We start from the raw sequence: 19,116 nt of genomic DNA on the forward strand, positions 1-19,116 counted from the left end.
CGGGCCGACCCGGTCGCACCCCGGGTCGGCCGCGCTTCCCCGTCCCTCGCGGCCAGGCGCGGAAGGTGCCCGCGAGTTCAGGGCCGCAGGTCGTCGAGTACGCCCTGGACCCTCGTGCGGATGCCGGCCTCGTAGGTGCCGCCCCGGTAGACGATGACGTGGGCGCGGTCGGCCTCGATGCCGGCCAGTGCGGCCGAGGTGACGTCGTCCATCGTCAGGCCCTCCTGCGGCAGGCCCAGCCCTCCCGCCCTCGCCTCGTCCAGCGGAGCGAGTGGGACGTCGGCCGGATTGACCTGGCGGGAGCTGATGCCGATGTCGCTGGGGACGTAACCGGGGCACAGGGCGGTCGCGCCCACGTTCGGTGCGTGCAGGGCCAACTCGGCCCGCAGCGACTCGGTGAACCCTACGACGCCGTGTTTCGCGGCCCCGTAGGGGGTGATCCCCGGCAGCGGCATGAGCCCTGCCATCGACGCGGTGTTCAGGACATGGCCGTGACCCGCCGCGATCATCCGGGGCACGAAGGCCCGCACGCCGTGGACGACGCCGAGCAGTGCGACATCGATCAGCCAGCGGAAGACGGCCGGGTCGAGTTCCCAGCTCGGTCCGGTCGGCCCCATGACACCCGCGTTGTTGCAGACGACGTCCACCCGGCCGAAGCGGTCCGTCGTCGTCTCGGCGAGCGCCTCGACGGCCGCCGGGTCCCTGACGTCCGTCGTCACCGCGACGGTCGGCACACCGTGGTCGCGGCCCACCCGGTCCGCGCTGGCCCGGACCTCCTCGGCGCGCAGGTCGGACAGCACCACCGACATCCCGCGCGCGGCGAACGCGTCGGCCAGTCCCAGCCCGATCCCGCTGGCCGCACCCGTCACGACCGCCACCTGTCCCGGCGCAAGCTTCATGATCACCCTCCGTCTTTCCTTCGACGTGCCCGATCCCGGCGGGGCAGGCCGCTCCCGCACCCCGACGGATGCCTCACCGGTACGGCATTCGTCGCGAATCCGGTGCGGGGGCCTGGAAGTACGGGTTCAGCGGCCGGCGTCCATCGTTGCTCCGCCGTCGACCATGAGCACCGCCACGGAAGCCACCTCGTCCCCGCCCCCGAAACGGGCGAGCGGGATCTGGGCCGTCATGGCAGCCGTCTGCTCGTCGTCCGCGTTCGACAGGAACCGCTTCATGGCGGGGGTGTCGTAGGCGGCGGGGCAGATGGTGTTGACCCTGATGCCCTTGGGTCCCCAAGAGAAGTGCTCCTGGCGTCCGGAGACACCCGCGCCCGAACCGAGGTTGACGACCCGGCCCCGCGCGCCTTCAGGTACTCGTAGGACTCCTGGAGGAAGTAGTAGGTGCCGAAGAGGCCGCTGTTCAGGTGCCGCAGCAGGTGCTCGTCGTCGGTGTCCATGAAACGGGCCTGCACGGCGCCCAGGTTGTGCGCGTTGTCGACGAGAAGGTCGATCCCGCCCCACTTCTGCGCCGTCTCGGGATTGAGGTCCACGACGGCCACCCGCGCACCCGCCCGGGCCATGGCGAGCGCCATGTCCCGGCCGAGCCCCTGTCCCGCTCCTGTCACGATCGCGACTTTGCTCGCGAGAGACAGCCCCGTGTTCGCGTCCACCGTCATGGCTCACTCCTTGGGTGGGATGTTATGCCAAACATGAGACGTTGCGTCAACATCGAGGCGCGAGTATCAAACACAGGCTCGGGAACACGAGGTCAGGTCCCGCGGAGCGCGGCGGCAGTTGCCCAGGGCCTGTGGTGTCACCGACGCCGGGTCGGCTGCCAGCCCTCGCGGGGTACCGCCGCGAGCAGGTCACGGGTGTACCGGTGCTCCGGATCGGTCAATACCCGGTCCGTGGCGCCGCGGTCGACGATGCGTCCCTGGCGCATGACGACCAGTTCGTCGGTCACCTGCTGGGCGACGGCCAGGTCGTGCGTGACGAAGAGGTAGCTGATGCCGAGTTCGCCGCGCAGGTCGGCGAGCAGATTGAGCACCTGGGCCTGGATGGAGACATCGAGTGCGGAGACCGCCTCGTCGAGGATGAGGATCCTGGGCCGGGACACGAGGGCACGGGCGATGGCGACCCGCTGGCGCTGGCCTCCGGACAGTGCGTTCGGCGTCGAGGCGGCCATCCGCTCGTCCAGGCCCACCTGTTCGAGCAGCTCGGCGGCGCGCCGCTGCCGCCGGTCGCGATCGGGTTCGTGCAGGCGCAGCAGTTCCTCGATGCCGTTGCCGACGGTCTGGCGCGGGTCGAGGGAGGCGTACGGGTCCTGGAACACGAGCTGGATCCGGCCGGCGTGCCGCACCCGCTGGGCGCGGGTCCGGCGGGCCGTCTTCGAGGTCGCGGCGGTCTCTCCGTCGATGCGGATCGTTCCGGCCGTGGGCGCCTCCAGGCCTACGAGCATGCGCGCGACGGTGGTCTTTCCGGAGCCGGACTCCCCGACGACGCCCAGCGATCCTCCGGCCGGGAGCGTGAACGACACGTCGTCGACGGCGACCCGGCTGCCGGGGAACTCCTTGCGCAGACCGATGGCTTCCAGCACGGGCGTGGTCATGATGTCGCCTCCAGAAGGCGTCCGGTGGAGGCGAGTTCCGCCGTGCGGTGGCAGGCGACCAGATGGGTGCCGTGCGGTTCGGGGCGCGGCCGGACCGAGCGACAGCGCTCCTCGGTGAAGGCGCACCGCTCGGCGAAGACACAGCCGGGGCCGGTCTCGAAGGCGGACACCGGTCTGCCGGGCAGGCTCAGGAGACGCGCTCGCGTGCCGACGGCCGGACGGGAGCGCAGCAGTCCCGCGGTGTAAGGGTGCCGGGCGGTGCGGTGCAGGCCTTTGGAAGGGGCCAGTTCGACGATCGTCCCGGCGTACATGACCGCGATCGTGTCGGTGACCGCGGCGGCGAGATCCAGGTCGTGGGTGACCAGGACCAGGGCGAGGCGGTGGCGTCGGCGCTGCTCGTCGAGGATGGCCATCACCTCCTGCTGGGTGGTGACGTCGAGTGCGGTGGTCGGCTCGTCCGCGAGCAGCAGCCCGGGGCCCGCGAGGAGCGCGGAGGCGATCATGACCCGCTGGAGCAGGCCGCCGGAGAGCTGGTGGGGGTACTGGCGCAGGCGTTGCTCCCCGTCGGGGATGCCCACATCGGCGAGTTGCCGCACGGCCCGGTCGGCGGCTTCGGCGCGTGCCAGGCCGCGGGCCCGGACCAGAGTCTCGGTGAGGAAGTCGCCGACGGTGCGCACCGGGTTCGCCGCGGCACGCGGGTCCTGCGGGATCATCGCCATGCGAGCAGCACGGAAGGCGCGCAGCTCGCGTGCGTTCATCGCGGTGACGGAGAGCCCGTCGAAGGTGATGTCCCCCGTCGTACGGGCTCCGGCGGGCAGCATGCGCAGCACGGTCCTGAGGCTCATGGACTTGCCCGAGCCGGACTCCCCGACCAGGCCGAGGGCCCCGCCGGACGGCACGCTGTACGACACGTCGTGCAGGACCGTGCGCGTCGTCCTGCCGTACGGGAGGTCGACGCGGAGGCCGGTGATGTCCAACAGGTTCCGTCCCGCCGGCTTCTCTTCCGGGATCGAGGTGCTCATGGGCGTACTCCTGCGGTGTTCGGGCCGCTCGCCCGCTCACCGATCGTGTTGACGGCGAGAACGACGAGGATGATCAGCAGTCCTGCTGACAGGGACTGCCACGGCGCGCCGCTCAGCAGCCCGGACTGTCCCTGGGACACCATCAGCCCCCATTCGGCGGACGGTGGCTGGACACCGAGGCCCAGATAGGACACCGCCGCCAGGTCGACCAGCGCCGAACCGAAGGCGATCGCGGACTGGGCCCGGATCACCGGCCACACGGCCGGAGCGAGGTGGCGCACGCAGACCGCCCAGCCGCTCAGCCCGTGGGTGCGCAGGGCCTCGACGTAGGCGAGGCTGCGTTCACGCAGGGCGATCGTGCGGGTGACACGTGCGATGTACGGCGTGTACGCAAGGGCCAACGCCGTCACCGGAGCGACGAAACCCGTGCCGATCATGGCCACGGCGAGGACGGACAGCAGCAGCCCGGGGAAGGCGAAGAAGAAGTCCAGGACGCGGCTGGTCACGAGGTCGAACCAGCCGCCCAGCCAGGCCGACGCGATCCCCAGAGCCGTGCCCGTGACCGTCGCCACGGCGATGATCAGCGTCGGGCCGAGCAGGCTGAGCCGGGCGCCGTACAGGAGCCGGGACAGCACGTCACGGCCCAGGTCGTCGGCGCCCAGCCAGTGCGATGGCGAAGGACCGGAGTTGGCCGCGAGGATGTCGGTGGCCGCGGGATCGTACGGGGCGATCAGCGGGGCGAGTACGGCCGCGAGGGCGAGCAGGAGTAGGGCCGTGCCGAGGGCGGTGGACACCGCGTCCGGACGCCGGCGGCGGACACGGGCCGCGGTACGCAGAGCGAGGGCGGTCGCCGTCATCGGGCCTGCCTTTCACGGGAGTCGGCTGCGCCGCGGATACGCGGGTCGAGTGCGCGATGCAGGAGGTCGGTGGCGGTGGTGGTGACGATGAAGGCCAGGACCATCAGCAGACTGATGGCCAGGACGACGTTGCTGTCCTTCGAGGCGACGGACTGGACGAGGAAGGAGCCGATGCCGCCGATGCCGAAGGCCTGCTCCACCACGACCGTGCCCGCGATGAGCCCCGCGACCGCGAGCCCCGACACCGTGGTGATCTCGGGTGCCGCGTTGCGCAGCACGTGCCGCCGGAAGACACCGGCCGGGCTCAGCCCCCGGGAGCGTGCGATGGCCACATGCTCCTCGCCGAGTGCTTCCCGCAGGGACGCGCGGACCACCTGGGCCAGGTAGGCCGCCCAGGACACGGCCAGCGCGAGCGCGGGCAGGAGCAGTCCGCGCAGCCCGCCGACGCCGGTGGAGATCGCGGGCAGCCAGCCCAGCGACAGGGCGAACACCTGGATGAGCAGGGCTGCCGCGACGAAGGAAGGCACGGCCACCCCGATCCCCGACAGCACGGTCAGCGCGGCGGAGCCGCGACGGCTGACGGCCCCGACGATCCCCGCGCCCAGCCCGCCGACCACGATGAGCAGTGCCGTCAGACCGACCAAGGCCAGCGTCTGGCCGACGCGGGGTGCGAGGAGCGAGGCGACGCTCTGCTGGTACTGGAGCGATGTGCCGAAGTCGCCGTGCAGACATCCTTCCAGCCAGTGCAGGTAGCGCAACGGCATCGGCTGGTCGAGGCCGTTCGCGTGGCGGATCACCGCGATCTGCGCGGCCGTGGCCTTCGGGCCGGCGAGCCGGGACGCGGCGTCGCCGGGGGAGGCCGCCAGCGCGGCGAAGATGGCCGCGCTGGAGACCAGCAGGGTCAGCAGGGCGCCCAGAGCGGTGCGGAGTACGGAACGCATGATCCCTCTCTCCGCCGGCTACTTCGCCGAGCCGATGACGGCGAGCGAGGGCTGGAAGATCGCGGCGGTGGTGAGCGGGGCGCCGGTGACGCGCTTGTTGAGGTAGGTGACCTCGTTGATGCTCAGCAGCGGCACGGTCCAGGCGACCGCCTCGTAGCGGGCCTGTGCCTGGACGATGTACCGGGCACGCCGGGTGGCGTCGGTGGTCTGCCGGGCCTTGGAGATCAGCTGCGCGGTCGTGGCGTCGTTCCAGCCGATCCAGTTGAACTGGCCGTCCGGTACCGGGCCGAGGGCCAGGTAGTCGAGCGGGTCGGTGACGCTGAGGAAGCCCTCGGTGAGCAGGAAGTCCAGGCCGGCGCGCGCCTTGGGGTCGTAGAAGGCGGTGTTGAACTGCAATGGCTGGAGCTGCTTGATGACGACCTTGAGGCCGATCTTGCGGGCCTGCTCCTGGATCAGGGTGACGGCGGTGACCTCGGTGGTGTTTCCGGCCTGGACGCCGATGGTCACGGTGGAGTCCTTCAGCGGGCTCCTGGCGAGTTCCTTCTTCGCCGCCTCGGCGTCGCCGTCGGGGCCGGGTGTGTCCAGGGCGTCGTACGCGGACCGATAGACAGCCTTGGCCTCCGGGTCCCAGCCCGAGGGCGGGATGAAGGTGTACAGAGGACTGGCGCTGTTCTTGAAGACGGCGGTGGCGAGGGCCTTCCGGTCGATCAGCTCGGACAGGGCGAGACGGATGTGTTCGTCCTTGCCCGCGGCTGTGCTGTTCGGGGCGAGCTGGTACGAGCTGAGCCCGGAGCCCTGGTGGATGGCGCCCGTCGTGTTGCCGGTCAGGGCCGGTATCGCGGCGGCGGGGACGGCGAAGGCGCCGTCGAGCTGTCCGGACTTCAGGGCGAGCGTGAGGTTGGTGGTGTCGGTGACGAAGGAGACGTCGACCCTGGCCGCGTGCGCGCGGAACGCCTTGTCCCAGTAGGCGTCGTTGCGCACCAGCTCGATGCTGGTGTTGGCCTTCCAGTCGGCGAGCTTGAACGGGCCCGTGCACATGACGCCGTTCGCGCCCTTGCCGTACGAGGAGCCCTTGCCCTTGATGAAGTCGGCCTTGGCGACGACGCCCGAGGTGGCGGCCATCTCCTTGTTGAACAGTTCGTCGGGCTGCTTGAACGTGACCGTCACTTCGAGCGGACCGGTGGCCTTGATCGAGGAGACGTCGACGAAGTTCGGGTAGTTGTTGGAGGCGACCTTGTCGTCGATGTTGCGGTTGAGGCTGTAGGCCACGTCGGCGGCGGTGAGGGCCGAGCCGTCCCAGAACTTCACCCCGGCGCGGATCTTGTAGACCAGCGTGGTCGGGGTGGGACTGCTCCAGGAGGTCGCGAGGCCGGGTGCGTAACTGAGGTCGGCCTTCATCCGGACGAGGGTGTCGCAGAGGTTGGCGACGATCACGTTGGAGCTGTAGTCCCCGGCGTGCGCGTAGTCCAGGCTGCCGGGCTCGCCCGAAGGAATGTCCCAGTTCAGGGTATCGACGTCACCCTTGGCGGCCGGTGTGGTCACGCCTACGGTGGGCGAAGCCCCGGAGGAGCTGCCGGCGGCGGACGGCTGGGCGCCGGTGCACGCCGTGAGCCCCAGCAAGGGAGCGGCGGCCAGAAACGGCCAGCGGAATGCGCGGTTCTTCGGGGACACGGAAGCCTCCCAGAGAGGGTGGTGCGGCATGAGGGCGGGGCGAGGTAGCCGGTTCCGCTCGCCGCGGTTCCCCGACAGTGACAGGGCACCAATATCTTGTCAATGAAGACAAAGTAACGGCCAGGTTTCCCGTTCACTCCGCCCCCGCCTTGCCCTCCGCACCCGGCATCAGTCCCGAGGTAGCGGCGCCTCGCCGTGGGTGACTGCTCCGAACCGTGCGACCAGTGCTTCCCCGGCCACCCGGATGAGCCCGCCGGAGGCGAGTCGCCGGTCCAGCTCCGAGATCATGGCGTTGCCCATCGCCAGACAGAGCAGGCCGTAGGCCGTGCTGCGCCGGTGGGCCGGAGCGCTGTCCGGGAACTCGGCTGCCAGTCCCGCATCGATCGCACCCAGCATCAGCCGGTAGCCGGACATTACGGCCTCGCGCAGCGTCTCATCGCTCTGACCTGCCTTGATGAGCTCCAGAACGACGGCACCCTCATCGTCGCCGCTCAGGAACCAGGGTCCGAAAAGAAGGTCCATCGCCACCGCGAGGCGACTCTCGGGCGGTGCCTGCTCGACAGCGGCGGCGAAGGCGCGGTCGTCGCGTTCCTGCACCCATTCGACGAGGGCGAGCAGCAGGTCGTCCCGGTTTCCGACGTAGTGCCGGATGTGGCTGCGGCTCAGTCCGGACTCCTCGGCGATCTTCTCCAGGGTGGTGCCGGCCATCCCGTGCCGGGCCAGGCATCGGCTCGCCGCCTCCATTACCTGCTGTCGCCGCTCGGCGGCCAGACTCCGGCGCCCCATGGCTGATGTGCCTCCCCTGCGATCCGAGTGTTTGATGGCCCGAAGCATCGCACATCGCACCGTTCGGGCCTCTGGATCCAGCATTTGTTTGTCGGCATTGAAAAACTAATGCAGAGGTGCCAGTGTGTGCCGACGGCCGTCGGGCTTCCCGACCGCGCCTTGGCTCGATCCCCTGTGAGGCTGCTCCGTGAACCCGCTCTTCGAGACCGTCACCCCCGCGCCCGCCGACCCTGCGGCTCGGCCCTTTCGGGTCCGGATGCGTGACGGTGTACGGCTGGCCACCGATGTCTACCTTCCTGCCGGCCTGCCGACCGACGAGCCCGGCCCGGCCATCCTGATTCGGCTGCCGTACGACAAGTCCGGGACCTACGCCGCGATCCCGCTCATCGCCCGGTACTTCACGGGGCGCGGTTACCGGGTCGTGGCCCAGGATGTGCGCGGGAAGTTCCGCTCCGAGGGCGAGACCCTGCTGTTCGTCAACGAGGTGAACGACGGCTACGACACCCTCGAATGGATCACCCATCAGGCCTGGTCCGACGGCGTCGTCGGCATGTGGGGGGACTCGTACTACGGCTACACCCAGTGGGCGGCCGTGGCGAGCGGGCACCGGGCCCTGCGCGCCATCGCCCCTCGGGTCACCGGCACCGAACTGGGGCAGGTCGTGGACAACGCCGACGGCACCCGGGATGTCGAGATGGGCAACCGTCTTGGCTACCTGGCCACCCACTTCGTGGGGCCGGACACCTACGAGTGGGAGCCGGACCCGGCACGCCGCCCGCTGATCGCACCCTTCGAGGAGTTCTTCCAGGCACTCGGCCGCCGTTCCCCGTCCTTCGACGTCGCCTTCCCTCAGGAGGTACGGCTGCGCCGCTGGCCCGAAGGGCACCCCTTTGACCATCGCGCCGTTCCGGTCCTGCACACGATCGGCTGGTACGACAACTGTGCCCCCTGGCACTGGCTCGACGTCGAGGAGCTGGCCCGTCGGCCGGACTGGGCGAACCAGCAGTACTTGCTGATCGACGCCATCGACCACGAGAACTATCACCTGTCCGGCGCCCCGTACGACGACGCGTCACGCGACCACTTGGCCAGTCAGGACGCCTTCCGCGCGTTGCTGCCCGGCTACCTTGATCCCGCCCTGGACTTCTTCGACGTCTTCCTGCGTCGACAGGGCAGCCCCGCCGATCTACCTCGCGTGCGCTGGCACCTCGTGCACGGCGGCGAGGACGGCTTCCGGACCGACCGTGTCTGGCCACCGGCCCACCGCCGCACGAGCACTCTCTTCCTGAGTCCGGACCCGGACCGGCGCACGGCCGACGGGGACGCTTCAGGCCTGCTCACCCCGGTACCGGTCACCGAATCGAGCATGGGGAGCTGGACGCACGACCCCGTGGATCCGGTGCCGTCGGCAGCCGTCAACGCCTTCGCCTATCTCCAGACGAACCCACGTCTGCACGACTGGTCCAAGCGCCCGGACGTCCTCGTCTTCGACGCCGAACCGACGGCCGAACCTCTGGACCTGGCCGGCCCGGTCCTCCTGGACCTCGACCTCACCACCACCGGCCCGTCCACCGACCTCTTCGCCAAACTGCTGGACGTCCACCCCGACGGTGAGGCCGAACTCGTCGCCCACGGACGCGTCCACATCGCCACCCCGCAGCGCCGGCTGACGCTCTCCCTCGGCCATACCGGCTACCGCCTCCGCCCTGGCCATCACCTTCGGTTGCACCTCCACAGCAGCGACTTTCCCGAATTCGTTCTCCACCCCGGCACCGACGACAACCCGTGGCTCGCCACGCGAGGCGAACGCACCGCCCAACGGATCCGGCTCGGCGGCGTCGACGGAGCGCGGTTGACGCTGACCACTGTGCCGACGAAGCCTGGCGAAGGCCGGTGACCGGTCTCCCGGTTGCGGCGGACTGCGTGTCGCCCGGGGCATGGGTGCCGCCGTGGTCGTAGCGCCAGGTCGGGGGACGGCTGGGCAGCGCTCTCGGCATCTTCGACAACTGCCCGTATTCCGAGCCGGGTCCTGACTCCTTTCGACGCGGACGCTCAGCTGCGGCCGCCCCGCCGGAGCATTCCCGTGGTCGAGCGGCGCACCACCAGTTCCGGTTGCAGAACCGTGTGAGTGTGCTCGTGCCGGGCGCCGGGCGCCGTCTCCTCGATCAACAGCCGACCGGCCTGCAGTCCCATCATGGTCGCGGGCCGTCGTACCGAGGTGAGCGGTACGACGGCGGACGCCGCGAACTCGATGTCGTCGTATCCCACGATCGCGATGTCCTCGGGAACCCGCAGTCCGGCCTCGTACAGCGCCTGCATCACTCCCAGGGCGAGCAGGTCGTTGGCGCAGAAGACGGCCGTGGGCCGCTGCCGCAGACCCAGGATGCGGTCCCCGGCGTCCTTGCCGGCCGAGACGGTCAGGTCGTGACAGGGCAGTTCCCGCAGACTCGCCGCGGGGAGTCCGGCCAGGTCGACGGCGCTGGCGACGCCCCGGCGCCGGTCCCGCACCTGCTGAAGACGGTCGGGGCCGCTGACGTACGCGATGGAGCGGTGGCCTTGTCGGAGCAGGTGTTGTACGGCGGCCCGGCTTCCGGAGATGTCGTCGATTCCGATGGAACAGGCGGAGGGCTGTGGGGCGTTCTGGTCGGTCATGACGAAGGGAATTGCGTTCCGGCGGAACGCCGATACGGTTCTGCCGATCCCTTCACCGGAGGACAGTACGGCTCCGCGGATCTGGTGCGAGGACATCAGCGCCATGTGGCGTGCGGCCTCCGTGGCGTCCCGCGCGCCGGTGCACACCATGACACCGAGGCCGGCTTCGCGAGCGGCCTGCTCGACGCCGGAGGCGAGAGCCGCGCAGAAGGGGTTGGCCAGGTCGAGGACCATGACGGCGAGCACGCGGGACGCCCAGCCGCGCAGTTGCCCGGCTCCTTCGGCCCGTACGTATCCCAAGGTGTCGATGACGGTCAGGACCCGTGTCCGGGTCGTCTCCGAGACGATCTCCGGACGGTTGAGCACATTGGAGACGGTGCCGAGCGAGACACCGGCTTCACGCGCCACGTCCGTGATGCCTATCCGGCTGCGTGCGCTCCCGCCGTGGCCTCTGGAAGTACTCGGTCCGGTCATGCTTCCTTCCTCGGCCCGACGGATTCCGGGGGCGATGCTGGGCGTTCGGCAGGGGCGGGTGTCAACGGGCTGACCTGACGCGCCGCATCACAACCAGGCCCCCGGCGAGGGTGAACGCGGCGGTGGCGAGATGGAGGGGCGTGTAGTCCTTGTCTCCGTCGTCGGCGCCGAGGGAGAGGAGCAGCGGCGCGATCAGCGGTGCCGTTGCCTGCGGGACCATGGTGGCGAAGTTGTAGATGCCGGTGCAGCGGCCGGCATGGGTGTCGCGGTCGGGTAGCACGTCGAGGGCCAGTGCCTGGTCGACGGCCGGGAACAGGCCGACGCCGAGGTTGCTGAGCAGCGCTCCGGCGAAGAGGACCGGAACTCGGCGCCAGCGCCATCATGCTGCCGCCGGAGAGGGCGACGACCGTGCGGGCGACGTCGTGCACGTTCACGTTCTGCCGGTCCGCCAGGAAGAAGGCCGTGAACGTCGAGGTCAGGCTGAGGCCGAACATGACCAGGAACTTGCCGAGCCAGTTCCACGCGAAGTCGGGATTCTCCTGCGGGCTGAACATGTAGTCGGCGACCAGTGACGTCCGGGAGAACGGCTCGCCCACCGGCCGCGTCGCGCGGTTGTCCGGCTCGCGCAGACGGCCGACGAAGACAGCCATGCCCAGCACACCGAGCACTCCGGGTGCGAGGAACAGCAGAAGTTTGTTGTCCGGCAGGCTGCCGGCGATCAGGACACCGACGACGGGGCGAGTTGGGTGACCACCTCGCCCAGGCCCCGACACCGTGCCCCGCTGATCCGTGGGTAGCCGGTCCGCCTGGGAGGCCAGCAGTACCACTACGGTGCCCCAGCCGAGCTGGGCCATGGCCCAGCCGAGGCCGAGGACCAGGAGGCCGGGGGCCTCGGCCAGCACGACGAGGGCGGCGACCCCCACGACCGTCGCCGCGGCCAGATAGGGACGGCGACGGCTGAACCGGTTACGCGTACGGTCGCTGAGGCGACCGACCACCGGCGGGGCCACGACGGCCACGAAGCCCCCCACCCCCGTCACATAGCCGAGGTATTCCTCGTGATGGGGTGCCAGGCGTGACACCCGGATCGACAGGGACAGCCCGATGGGGGTGACCAGGGTCATGTACACGCTCAACTGGGCGATGGTCGGCAGCCGGACATAGGCGGTGCCGGCCGGGGCGCCGGGTTCGTCGGACGCGGGCGCCTGAGCGGCCGATGGTTCGTAGGGGGCCCCGGCGGGTGCCGGATCGGGGATGACGGCCACGGTGACCTCTTGATCTGACGGAAGCGGATGCTCGCACTGTCGGACATGGGGAGTGGCACAGGGGGCGTGTGGGCGTGACCGTGCGTCGCGGTCACGCCCCGCCGTTGGCGTCTGTGAGCAGGTCGGCGAGGGCTTGGGCGGACACGTCGGACTTACCGAGGGTCAGTATCCGGCGCAGCGGCATGGAGCCCATCAGCAGGAGCCCGGTCTCGTCGCTGTCGAAGTCGCGGGCGCCGGGAGGGGAGGCGGCGGCCAGGACGCGGCGCAGTGCCGCGCGGGCCCGCGGACGGCTGATCCACTCCTCCACCGCCGAGTCGAGCGTCAGGGGAAGTTCCTGGGGTGCCACGGCGAGGTCGACGGTGGCGGTGAGCTTCAGGTCGCGGGAGGAGGCACCCGCCGAGATGCGGAAGGTGCCAGGCTCGACCGTCCAGGCGCGCCGCCGCTCGTCCCAGAACGCGAAGTGCCGCTCTCCGAGGGCGAGTTCGATGCGGCGGCTCTCGCCGGGAGCGAGGCGGATCTTCCGGAACGCCTTGAGTTCCCGCTCGGGCCGGTCGACGGACGCCTCCACGTCGGTGACGTAGACCTGGGCGACCTCGCTGCCCGTTCGTTGCCCGGTATTGGTCAGTGTGAACGCCACGACGGCCGCGTTGCGGCCGGGGTCGGGCACCCGCACCTCCATGTCCGTGTACGCGAAGGTGGTGTAGGAGAGACCGTGGCCGAAGGGATGGCCGACGTCGCGGGCCGTCCTGTCGTACCAGCGGTACCCGACGTAGAGGCGCTCGCCGTACAGCACCTGCTCGGGCGTGCCAGGGAAGTTGACGTGTGCGGGGGTGTGGGACAGGGCCAGCGGGATCGTCTCGGCCAGGCGGCCGCCCGGTTCGGCCCGGCCGAGCAGCACGTCGGCCGCCGCGCCGCCGGAGGCCTGTCCACCGAGCCACAACTCCACGACGGAACGGGCGAGTTTCTCGACCTCATGGGTGACGACGATGCCTCCGTTGCTGAGCACGACCGCGATCCGCGGGTTGACGGCGGCGACGGCGCGCAGCAGGTCGAGCTGGACGGTGGGCAGATCGAGCGACGTACGGTCGAAGCCCTCGGACTCCGCCGCCTCCGGCAGGCCGAGGAAGACGACGACGTCGTCGGCGTTCCGGGCGGCGGCCACGGCCTCGTCGAGCAGCTCCGGGGACGGAGCGCTGTCGAGGCGGAAGCCCGCGGCGAAGGTGATGTCACGTCGGCCATCGACCGCCCGGGTCAGCTCCTCCAACGCCGTTTCCAGACGGGTCGGTTGTACGTGTGAGCTGCCGCCGCCCTGGAAGCGCGGGGTGCGGGCGAACTCACCGAGCACCGCGAGGCCGCCGCCCGAGGCGTCCAGAGGAAGGAACGCATCCTCGTTGGTGAGCAGGACGGCCGATTCCGCGGCCGCGCGGCGGGCCAGCCGATGGTGGTGCTCGTGGTCCACCGCGGGTGCACTGGTGGTGCGCCGTGCGTGGAGGCCGGCGGCGACCCGCAGGATTCGCCCGACGGCGCGGTCGAGGTCGGCTTCGTCGAGCGTTCCCTCCTTGACCAGCGCGGCGATCTCCGTCGCTCCGCGGCCGCCGGTGCCCGGCATCCTCAGGTCGAGCCCTGCCGGGATCGCGGCCGCCGGGTCGGCGACGGCACCCCAGTCCGAGACGACGAAGCCGTCGAAGCCCCACTCCTCGCGCAGCACCTCGGTGAGCAGCCAGGGGTTCTGTGCGGCGGGCACGCCGTTGACGGCGTTGTAGGCGGCCATCACGGTGGCCGGTGCGGATTTCCGTACGGCGTACTCGAACGCCGCCAGGTAGATCTCCCGCAGGGTGCGCTCGTCGACCTCGGCGCTGACCCGCATCCGGTTGGTCTCCTGGTTGTTGGCCGCGAAGTGCTTGAGTGAGGCGCCCACTCCGGCCTGCTGCACCCCGCGCACCCAGGCCGCGGCCAAGTGGCCGGACAGCACCGGATCCTCGGAGAAGTACTCGAAGTTGCGTCCGCACAACGGAGTGCGCTTGATGTTGAGGCCCGGGCCGAGCAGTACGTCGACACCAAGATCCCGGCTCTCGGCGGCGAGTGCCTCGCCGATCTCCTCGATGAGCTCGGGATCCCATGACGACCCCATGGCCGCACCAGTCGGAAAGGCTGTGGCGGGTAGGCAGTTGTAGAGGTCGCCGGGTGCGGCGTCCTCGGCCAGCCGGCGTACCCCGTGCGGCCCGTCCGTCAGGAGGAGCGCGGGGACACCGAGCCGTGTCACGGCGGCCGTCGTCCAGACCGTGTCGCCGGCGACCAGGGAGGCCTTCTCGTCCAGGGTCAGGAGAGCGGCCACGGTTTGTGGGTCGAACATGCGCCACACCACCAAAAGTTGAAATCATTTAGGTATTGAACGTACGGCGGTCACGCGTGGTCCGTACGCGAAGACGGCCGGGCGCGTCGAGCACATCCTCGACGTGGCCCTGCAGCTCTTCGCCGCCAACGGCTACCGGGCCACGACGATGAAAGAGATCGCCGAAGGCGTGGGCATCAGCCAGCCGGGGCTGATGCACCACTTCCCGGGGAAGCAGGACATCCTGATCTCGGTGTTGCGCTGCTGGGACGACCGGTCCCCGGTCCGGAGCTCCGACGGCGATGAACTCCCGCTGCCCGAACATCTGTTGTAGACGGTCGACTACATCCTGCGGAACCGGACATCCGCCGCCCTGCACTGCGTCCTGTCCGCCGAGGCCACCGACCCGTGGCCCCTGGCGCACACCTACTTCAAGGAGCGCTACGGGCGAAGCGTCGCCCAAGCGCCGATCCGGCTGCCCTCGTCCGCATGCTCATCGCGTTGCTCGACGGGCTTCAGCTGAGTGGCTGCTCGGTGCGACGCCCGTGGACTTCCGCGCCGAACTACGACAGTTCGTCGATGCCTGGACGGTGTGAAGACGCGCTCAGGCGGTGTCCTCCTCCAGTACCCTCAGCCGTACCGCCAGGTAGGGGCGGCCGGGCAGCGTCACCGTGACGGTGCCCTCGTGCGAGCCTGGCACCTCGGTGATCGTCATGTTCCAGGTGTCGATGACCTCGACGCTCCAACGCTGCCCCGCGGGCAGGAAGAAGGTGCGCACGCCCGGCTGTCCCAGGCCGAAGTACGTGAGGAGGTAGCGGCCCGCGACACCACCGGTGGGGAAGTCGAAGTCCGACGGGAGCGGATCGATGCCACTGGCGTCGTCCGGCATCTGCTCCATCACGGTGCGCAGGAAGGCTAGGCGCGCGCTGCTCTCACCCTTCAGCAGACCGCCCTTGGACCACCACAGCACGTCGTTCTCGCCGTCGAGGAAGCACTCGCCGTGCGTGACGTAACCGCCGCGCACCACACCCTCCCAGCAGCGCCGCACCATCTCCTGGGGCGTGAGATTGCCCCAGCCCCACTCGACGTCGCCCTCGTAGCCCATTTCGTCCAGGGTGACCGGCTTGGCCCACTCCTCACGCCACTGCGCGGTGCGCTCCGGGGGCCGCTGGATGCTGGAGTGGGTGACCCACTCCGCCGAATTGTCGTACAGGTCGACGCAGTTGTGGTTGCCGATCAGGTGCGCGTGCGGGTCGGTCTCGCGGATCACGGCCGCCGCGCGGTGCCAGTGGTCGGCGTCCTTGGACCACACCAGGTCGTACTCGTTCGCCAGCGACCACCACACATTTCGGTGCGCGGCGAGACGCGCGACCACGTACCGCAGATAGCGCTCGTCGGCGGCCGGGCCCATGTCGGAGAAGCCCCAGCGGTCGTACGGGTGGAACAGGATGAGGTCGGCCTCGATGCCCAGCTGCCCCAACCGCTCGATCCGGTCCTCCAGATGACGGAAGAAGCCGGGGTCGAAGCGCGAGAAGTCCCAGCCTTCCTCGGGCGAGCCCGCGTACGGGTAGCGCTCGGGCTCCTCGGTGTTGTGGATGTACGACTTCGGGAAGACGCACATCCGGATCTTGTTGAACGGGCCGTCGGCGAGCGACTGCAGCGTCTGCTTCTCCAGCGCCTCGCTCTGGTGTGTCCACGCGTACGAGGTCGTGCCCAGCGGCAGATACCGGGTGCCGTCGGCGTACCGGAAGTGGAAACGGTCGTGGACGCGGACCGGTCCGTGGTCCGCCGGGGCGGCGGGCGCGCAGTGGAAGGTGCCCGAAATCCCGGAGAGCGAACGGGCGTTGCTGCCGGTACGGAACGACCAGATGCCCTCCTCGTCCGGCATCAGCCGGACACGGTAGACGCCGTCACCGTCGTAGAAGCCGTGGGCCGTCACCGTCCGCTCCCCGCAACGGAATTCGACACTCAGGTCCACGTCGGTGAAGGGGTTGCCGTGTGAAGGCCCGTGCAACTCCAACTCGAAGACGCGCCACTTGGGCACGCTCTCCGCAAACACCGTGCGGGCGCTGCCCGCTGCCACGTTCGTGGCCTCGTAGCCCGAGGACGGGGTGGGAACCTGCTCCTCCGGGACCGGCTCGACGGCCGGCGCCACCGGCACGGACGCCAACTCCGCGAACAGTGCCTCGCACACCGCGGGATCGATGCGGGTGGGCAACGCGAAGCCTGTCACCTGGCGCAGGGTGCCGCGCAGGAACTGGACGCGCGACCAGTCCTCCTCGATGCCGGGCAGATACTTGTGGACCACAGCGGCGGCCTGGTCATTGCGCAGCACATCGCGCAGTACGGAATCGGGGCCGTAGGACTTCAAGGTCAGTCTCCTGCTGAGGGAAGGACGAAGTGCTGGGCAGGCGGAGCCCCGAGCGGGGAGGCCGAGCGGGTCCGCCCGCCCTGCACCGGTGAGACGGCGCTGAGCGCGGCCGTCGGTCAGAGGGTCAGTGCACGACGACGCGTACGCGACCCAGGTTCTGCACCCGTGCGAACGGGGTCTTCGCATCTCCCTCGCGTTGCACGGTGGCGCGCAGGACCGCGAAGTAGGTGCCGGGTTCGGAGTAGGCATGGGTACGGTGCAGCTCCACGTCGTCGCGCCCCGCATGGAACGGCACCGGTACGAACGCACCCGTACCTCGCGCGTCCCACTCGACGGACACCAGCTCGCCCGCACCCCGCGGCACCTGGACCGTGGCGCGGAAGACGACCCGCTGTCCCGTACTGACCTCGACGCGGTCCCCGTCACCCACGCTCAGGTGGACCACCGGCTGCACACCATGGCGGACCGACGCACGCGCGGGAACGCTCACCTGGCCGTCGGAAACGGTGTAGTTGGTGGACCGGGGCGGCTTGGTGTCGCGTTCCACCCAGGCGCTCACGTCACGCAGCGCCTGCTGCACGATCAGCGGAAAGTCGATGAAGTGCGTCTGACGCGCGGGCGTCATGGGGGTGTCTTCCTGGTGGTCCGCGTAGTCGTTGTACCAGAGGCGGAAGGTGTCGTCGTAGGCGTCGCCGAGCTGGGTCCGCACCTGCTGGTCGTACCAGTCGGCGTGCCAGGGGAAGGCGTCGGAGTCCATCAGGTTGGCGACGACGATGGTCTTCGCGTTCAGCAGACCGGTCCAACCGCCGCCGCCGGCGGCGCCCTTCGAGATGAGCGGGGCGATCTCGACGGAGCGCTGCGGGTAGCGCGGCTTGCCGTCCGCGTTCAGGAACTGGTCCCAGACGTGGAACCCGGCGCGGCTCGGGATCTGATGCCGGTAGTAGGAGCACAGGGCGAGGAACCAGCGGTTGTCGATCCGTAGCCGGGCACCCTCGGCGATGCCGGCGAGGACCGTGCTGTCGTTGCCGCTCGCCACGGTGACGGTGCGGGTGTCGGCATCCAGGGAGCCCTGGAGCGCGCCTATCTTCGTACCGTCGGCGGCGTACAGAGTGAGGTCCGCGCCGGTCACGTCCTTCGACGGGGCTGTGGCGAGGGTGAGGTTCGTCGGGGCCTTGTCGGAGTCGAGGACGACCTTGGTGATCGCGACGGTGTCGTCGACAAGCCCCTCGCGGAACCGCTCGCCCAGCGCCGACTTCTCGGTGCCGAGGTAACCGGAGGCGCTCCAGAAGTCGTCCGCGTACGTCGGGTCGAACATCTTCGCCATGTAGTTGAAGTTGGTGAGGATGACCCGGTTGTCCAGGCCCATGACATGGCCGGAATCGTCCCAGGCACGCGCGGGGACGCCCATGCGCGTCACCTCTTCGAGGGCGACACGCTCGGCCGCGTCGAGTGCCGCGTACGGGTCGCCGCTGCCGCCGGGCCGCAGCGCGTCGGCGATGCGATCAGCCTTCGCCCGCAGCACGTAATAGGCCATCATCCGTACGTGGAAGTTGTTCGGGATCGCCGTCGGCGCACCCACGATGAACGGCACACCGCCGTCCCACACACCCGTCGTGTTCTCCAGCGCGCCCATCGTCTGGTAGGAGCCGCCGCTGCCGCCGTAGATGTAGCCGTGGATACGGCGGGTGGTCCCGTAGTAGTCGGCGGCCACCTTCCGGGAGAAGACGGCGGCCGCCGCGTCGGCGGCGAACCCGCCGCCACTCGCACACTGCACCGTGTAGGCGCCACTGTCGGCGCCGAACGCGACCGCGGTGTCGGAGGGGGTCTCGCTGATCGACGGGTAGACCTTGTGGAAGAACCGGCCGCGCCACTGGCGCTTGGGCGGGAAGCAGAAGGTGAACTTCTTGTCGGTGCCCTCGAAATGACCGGTCACCCTTCGGTGGGGGACCGGTGAGGTGAGGTCGTCAGTGGTGTCGATCACGGGGTTGGCGTACGCCGGGTCGATCTCGTACGCCGTGGCGCTGGAGGAGCCCGAGGAGGCGGCTGGTGCGCCCGCGGACGCGGCTTGCGTGCCGAGCGCCGAGGCGCCGACCACGGCGGCGGAGCCCACCGCGGTGTTCCGTACGAAGTGACGCCGGGACCACGCCGGAGCCCGGTTCGGGATGCCGAACGAATCAGGTCTGAGCATGATATTTCTC

General features: G+C 70.0%; 16 protein-coding genes. 2 read left to right on the top strand and 14 right to left on the bottom strand.

Annotated elements, in window-relative coordinates:
• Nucleotides 1-77: 77 nt before the first annotated feature.
• From ACGFZS_RS48300 to ACGFZS_RS48340, 9 genes are all read right to left on the bottom strand, one after another.
• The gene (locus tag ACGFZS_RS48300) at nt 78-899 is read right to left on the bottom strand and encodes an SDR family oxidoreductase (protein ID WP_393800585.1); all 822 of its coding nucleotides are present in this window, start codon (nt 897-899) and stop codon (nt 78-80) included.
• 126 nt (nt 900-1,025) lie between these two features.
• Nucleotides 1,026-1,220, bottom strand: coding sequence for an SDR family oxidoreductase (locus ACGFZS_RS48305; RefSeq protein ID WP_393800627.1), 195 nt, complete (start codon nt 1,218-1,220; stop codon nt 1,026-1,028).
• Entirely contained in the window at nt 1,172-1,615 is a 444-nt protein-coding gene (locus tag ACGFZS_RS48310; protein WP_393800586.1) for an SDR family NAD(P)-dependent oxidoreductase, read from the bottom strand. Before ACGFZS_RS48310 ends, ACGFZS_RS48305 begins: the two co-directional genes overlap by 49 nt.
• A 137-nt stretch (nt 1,616-1,752) precedes the next feature.
• The gene (locus tag ACGFZS_RS48315; protein ID WP_393800587.1) at nt 1,753-2,547 is read right to left on the bottom strand and encodes an ATP-binding cassette domain-containing protein; all 795 of its coding nucleotides are present in this window, start codon (nt 2,545-2,547) and stop codon (nt 1,753-1,755) included.
• The gene (locus tag ACGFZS_RS48320; RefSeq protein WP_393800588.1) at nt 2,544-3,569 is read right to left on the bottom strand and encodes an ABC transporter ATP-binding protein; all 1,026 of its coding nucleotides are present in this window, start codon (nt 3,567-3,569) and stop codon (nt 2,544-2,546) included. The genes ACGFZS_RS48315 and ACGFZS_RS48320 overlap by 4 nt, the downstream gene beginning before the upstream one ends.
• A complete protein-coding gene (locus ACGFZS_RS48325) occupies nt 3,566-4,426 on the bottom strand; it encodes an ABC transporter permease (protein WP_393800589.1) in 861 nt (286 codons plus the stop codon). The genes ACGFZS_RS48320 and ACGFZS_RS48325 overlap by 4 nt, the downstream gene beginning before the upstream one ends.
• Nucleotides 4,423-5,367, bottom strand: coding sequence for an ABC transporter permease (locus tag ACGFZS_RS48330; protein WP_393800590.1), 945 nt, complete (start codon nt 5,365-5,367; stop codon nt 4,423-4,425). The genes ACGFZS_RS48325 and ACGFZS_RS48330 overlap by 4 nt, the downstream gene beginning before the upstream one ends.
• An 18-nt stretch (nt 5,368-5,385) precedes the next feature.
• Nucleotides 5,386-7,038, bottom strand: a complete 1,653-nt coding sequence (locus ACGFZS_RS48335) for an ABC transporter substrate-binding protein (RefSeq protein ID WP_393800591.1) — start codon at nt 7,036-7,038, stop codon at nt 5,386-5,388.
• A 168-nt stretch (nt 7,039-7,206) separates the two neighbouring features.
• Nucleotides 7,207-7,824, bottom strand: coding sequence for a TetR/AcrR family transcriptional regulator (locus ACGFZS_RS48340; RefSeq protein ID WP_393800592.1), 618 nt, complete (start codon nt 7,822-7,824; stop codon nt 7,207-7,209).
• 187 nt (nt 7,825-8,011) lie between these two features.
• Here ACGFZS_RS48340 and ACGFZS_RS48345 point away from each other — a divergent pair, with 187 nt between their 5' ends.
• Nucleotides 8,012-9,721 carry a CocE/NonD family hydrolase gene (locus tag ACGFZS_RS48345; RefSeq protein WP_393800593.1) on the top strand — a complete coding sequence of 570 codons (1,710 nt, stop codon included), beginning with the start codon at nt 8,012-8,014 and terminating at the stop codon, nt 9,719-9,721.
• Between the two features lie 155 nt (nt 9,722-9,876).
• Here ACGFZS_RS48345 and ACGFZS_RS48350 read toward each other — a convergent pair whose 3' ends face one another.
• The 3 genes from ACGFZS_RS48350 to ACGFZS_RS48360 all read right to left on the bottom strand — a co-directional run bounded on the left by ACGFZS_RS48350 (nt 9,877) and on the right by ACGFZS_RS48360 (nt 14,568).
• Entirely contained in the window at nt 9,877-10,950 is a 1,074-nt protein-coding gene (locus ACGFZS_RS48350) for a LacI family DNA-binding transcriptional regulator (protein ID WP_393800594.1), read from the bottom strand.
• Complete coding sequence (locus ACGFZS_RS48355; protein WP_393800595.1) at nt 10,947-12,215, bottom strand: MFS transporter; 1,269 nt, start codon at nt 12,213-12,215, stop codon at nt 10,947-10,949. The genes ACGFZS_RS48350 and ACGFZS_RS48355 overlap by 4 nt, the downstream gene beginning before the upstream one ends.
• Nucleotides 12,216-12,306: 91 nt before the next feature.
• Complete coding sequence (locus ACGFZS_RS48360) at nt 12,307-14,568, bottom strand: glycoside hydrolase family 3 N-terminal domain-containing protein (RefSeq protein ID WP_393800596.1); 2,262 nt, start codon at nt 14,566-14,568, stop codon at nt 12,307-12,309.
• 103 nt (nt 14,569-14,671) lie between these two features.
• Here ACGFZS_RS48360 and ACGFZS_RS48365 point away from each other — a divergent pair, with 103 nt between their 5' ends.
• Nucleotides 14,672-14,881, top strand: coding sequence for a helix-turn-helix domain-containing protein (locus ACGFZS_RS48365; protein WP_393800597.1), 210 nt, complete (start codon nt 14,672-14,674; stop codon nt 14,879-14,881).
• Between the two features lie 270 nt (nt 14,882-15,151).
• Here ACGFZS_RS48365 and ACGFZS_RS48370 read toward each other — a convergent pair whose 3' ends face one another.
• Both ACGFZS_RS48370 and ACGFZS_RS48375 read right to left on the bottom strand, forming a co-directional pair.
• Complete coding sequence (locus ACGFZS_RS48370) at nt 15,152-16,918, bottom strand: DUF5605 domain-containing protein (protein WP_393800598.1); 1,767 nt, start codon at nt 16,916-16,918, stop codon at nt 15,152-15,154.
• Between the two features lie 124 nt (nt 16,919-17,042).
• Complete coding sequence (locus ACGFZS_RS48375; protein ID WP_393800599.1) at nt 17,043-19,106, bottom strand: Tat pathway signal sequence domain protein; 2,064 nt, start codon at nt 19,104-19,106, stop codon at nt 17,043-17,045.
• Between the last annotated feature and the right edge of the window lie 10 nt (nt 19,107-19,116).

The organism is Streptomyces sp. NPDC048288 (assembly GCF_043201555.1).
Taxonomy (GTDB): domain Bacteria; phylum Actinomycetota; class Actinomycetes; order Streptomycetales; family Streptomycetaceae; genus Streptomyces.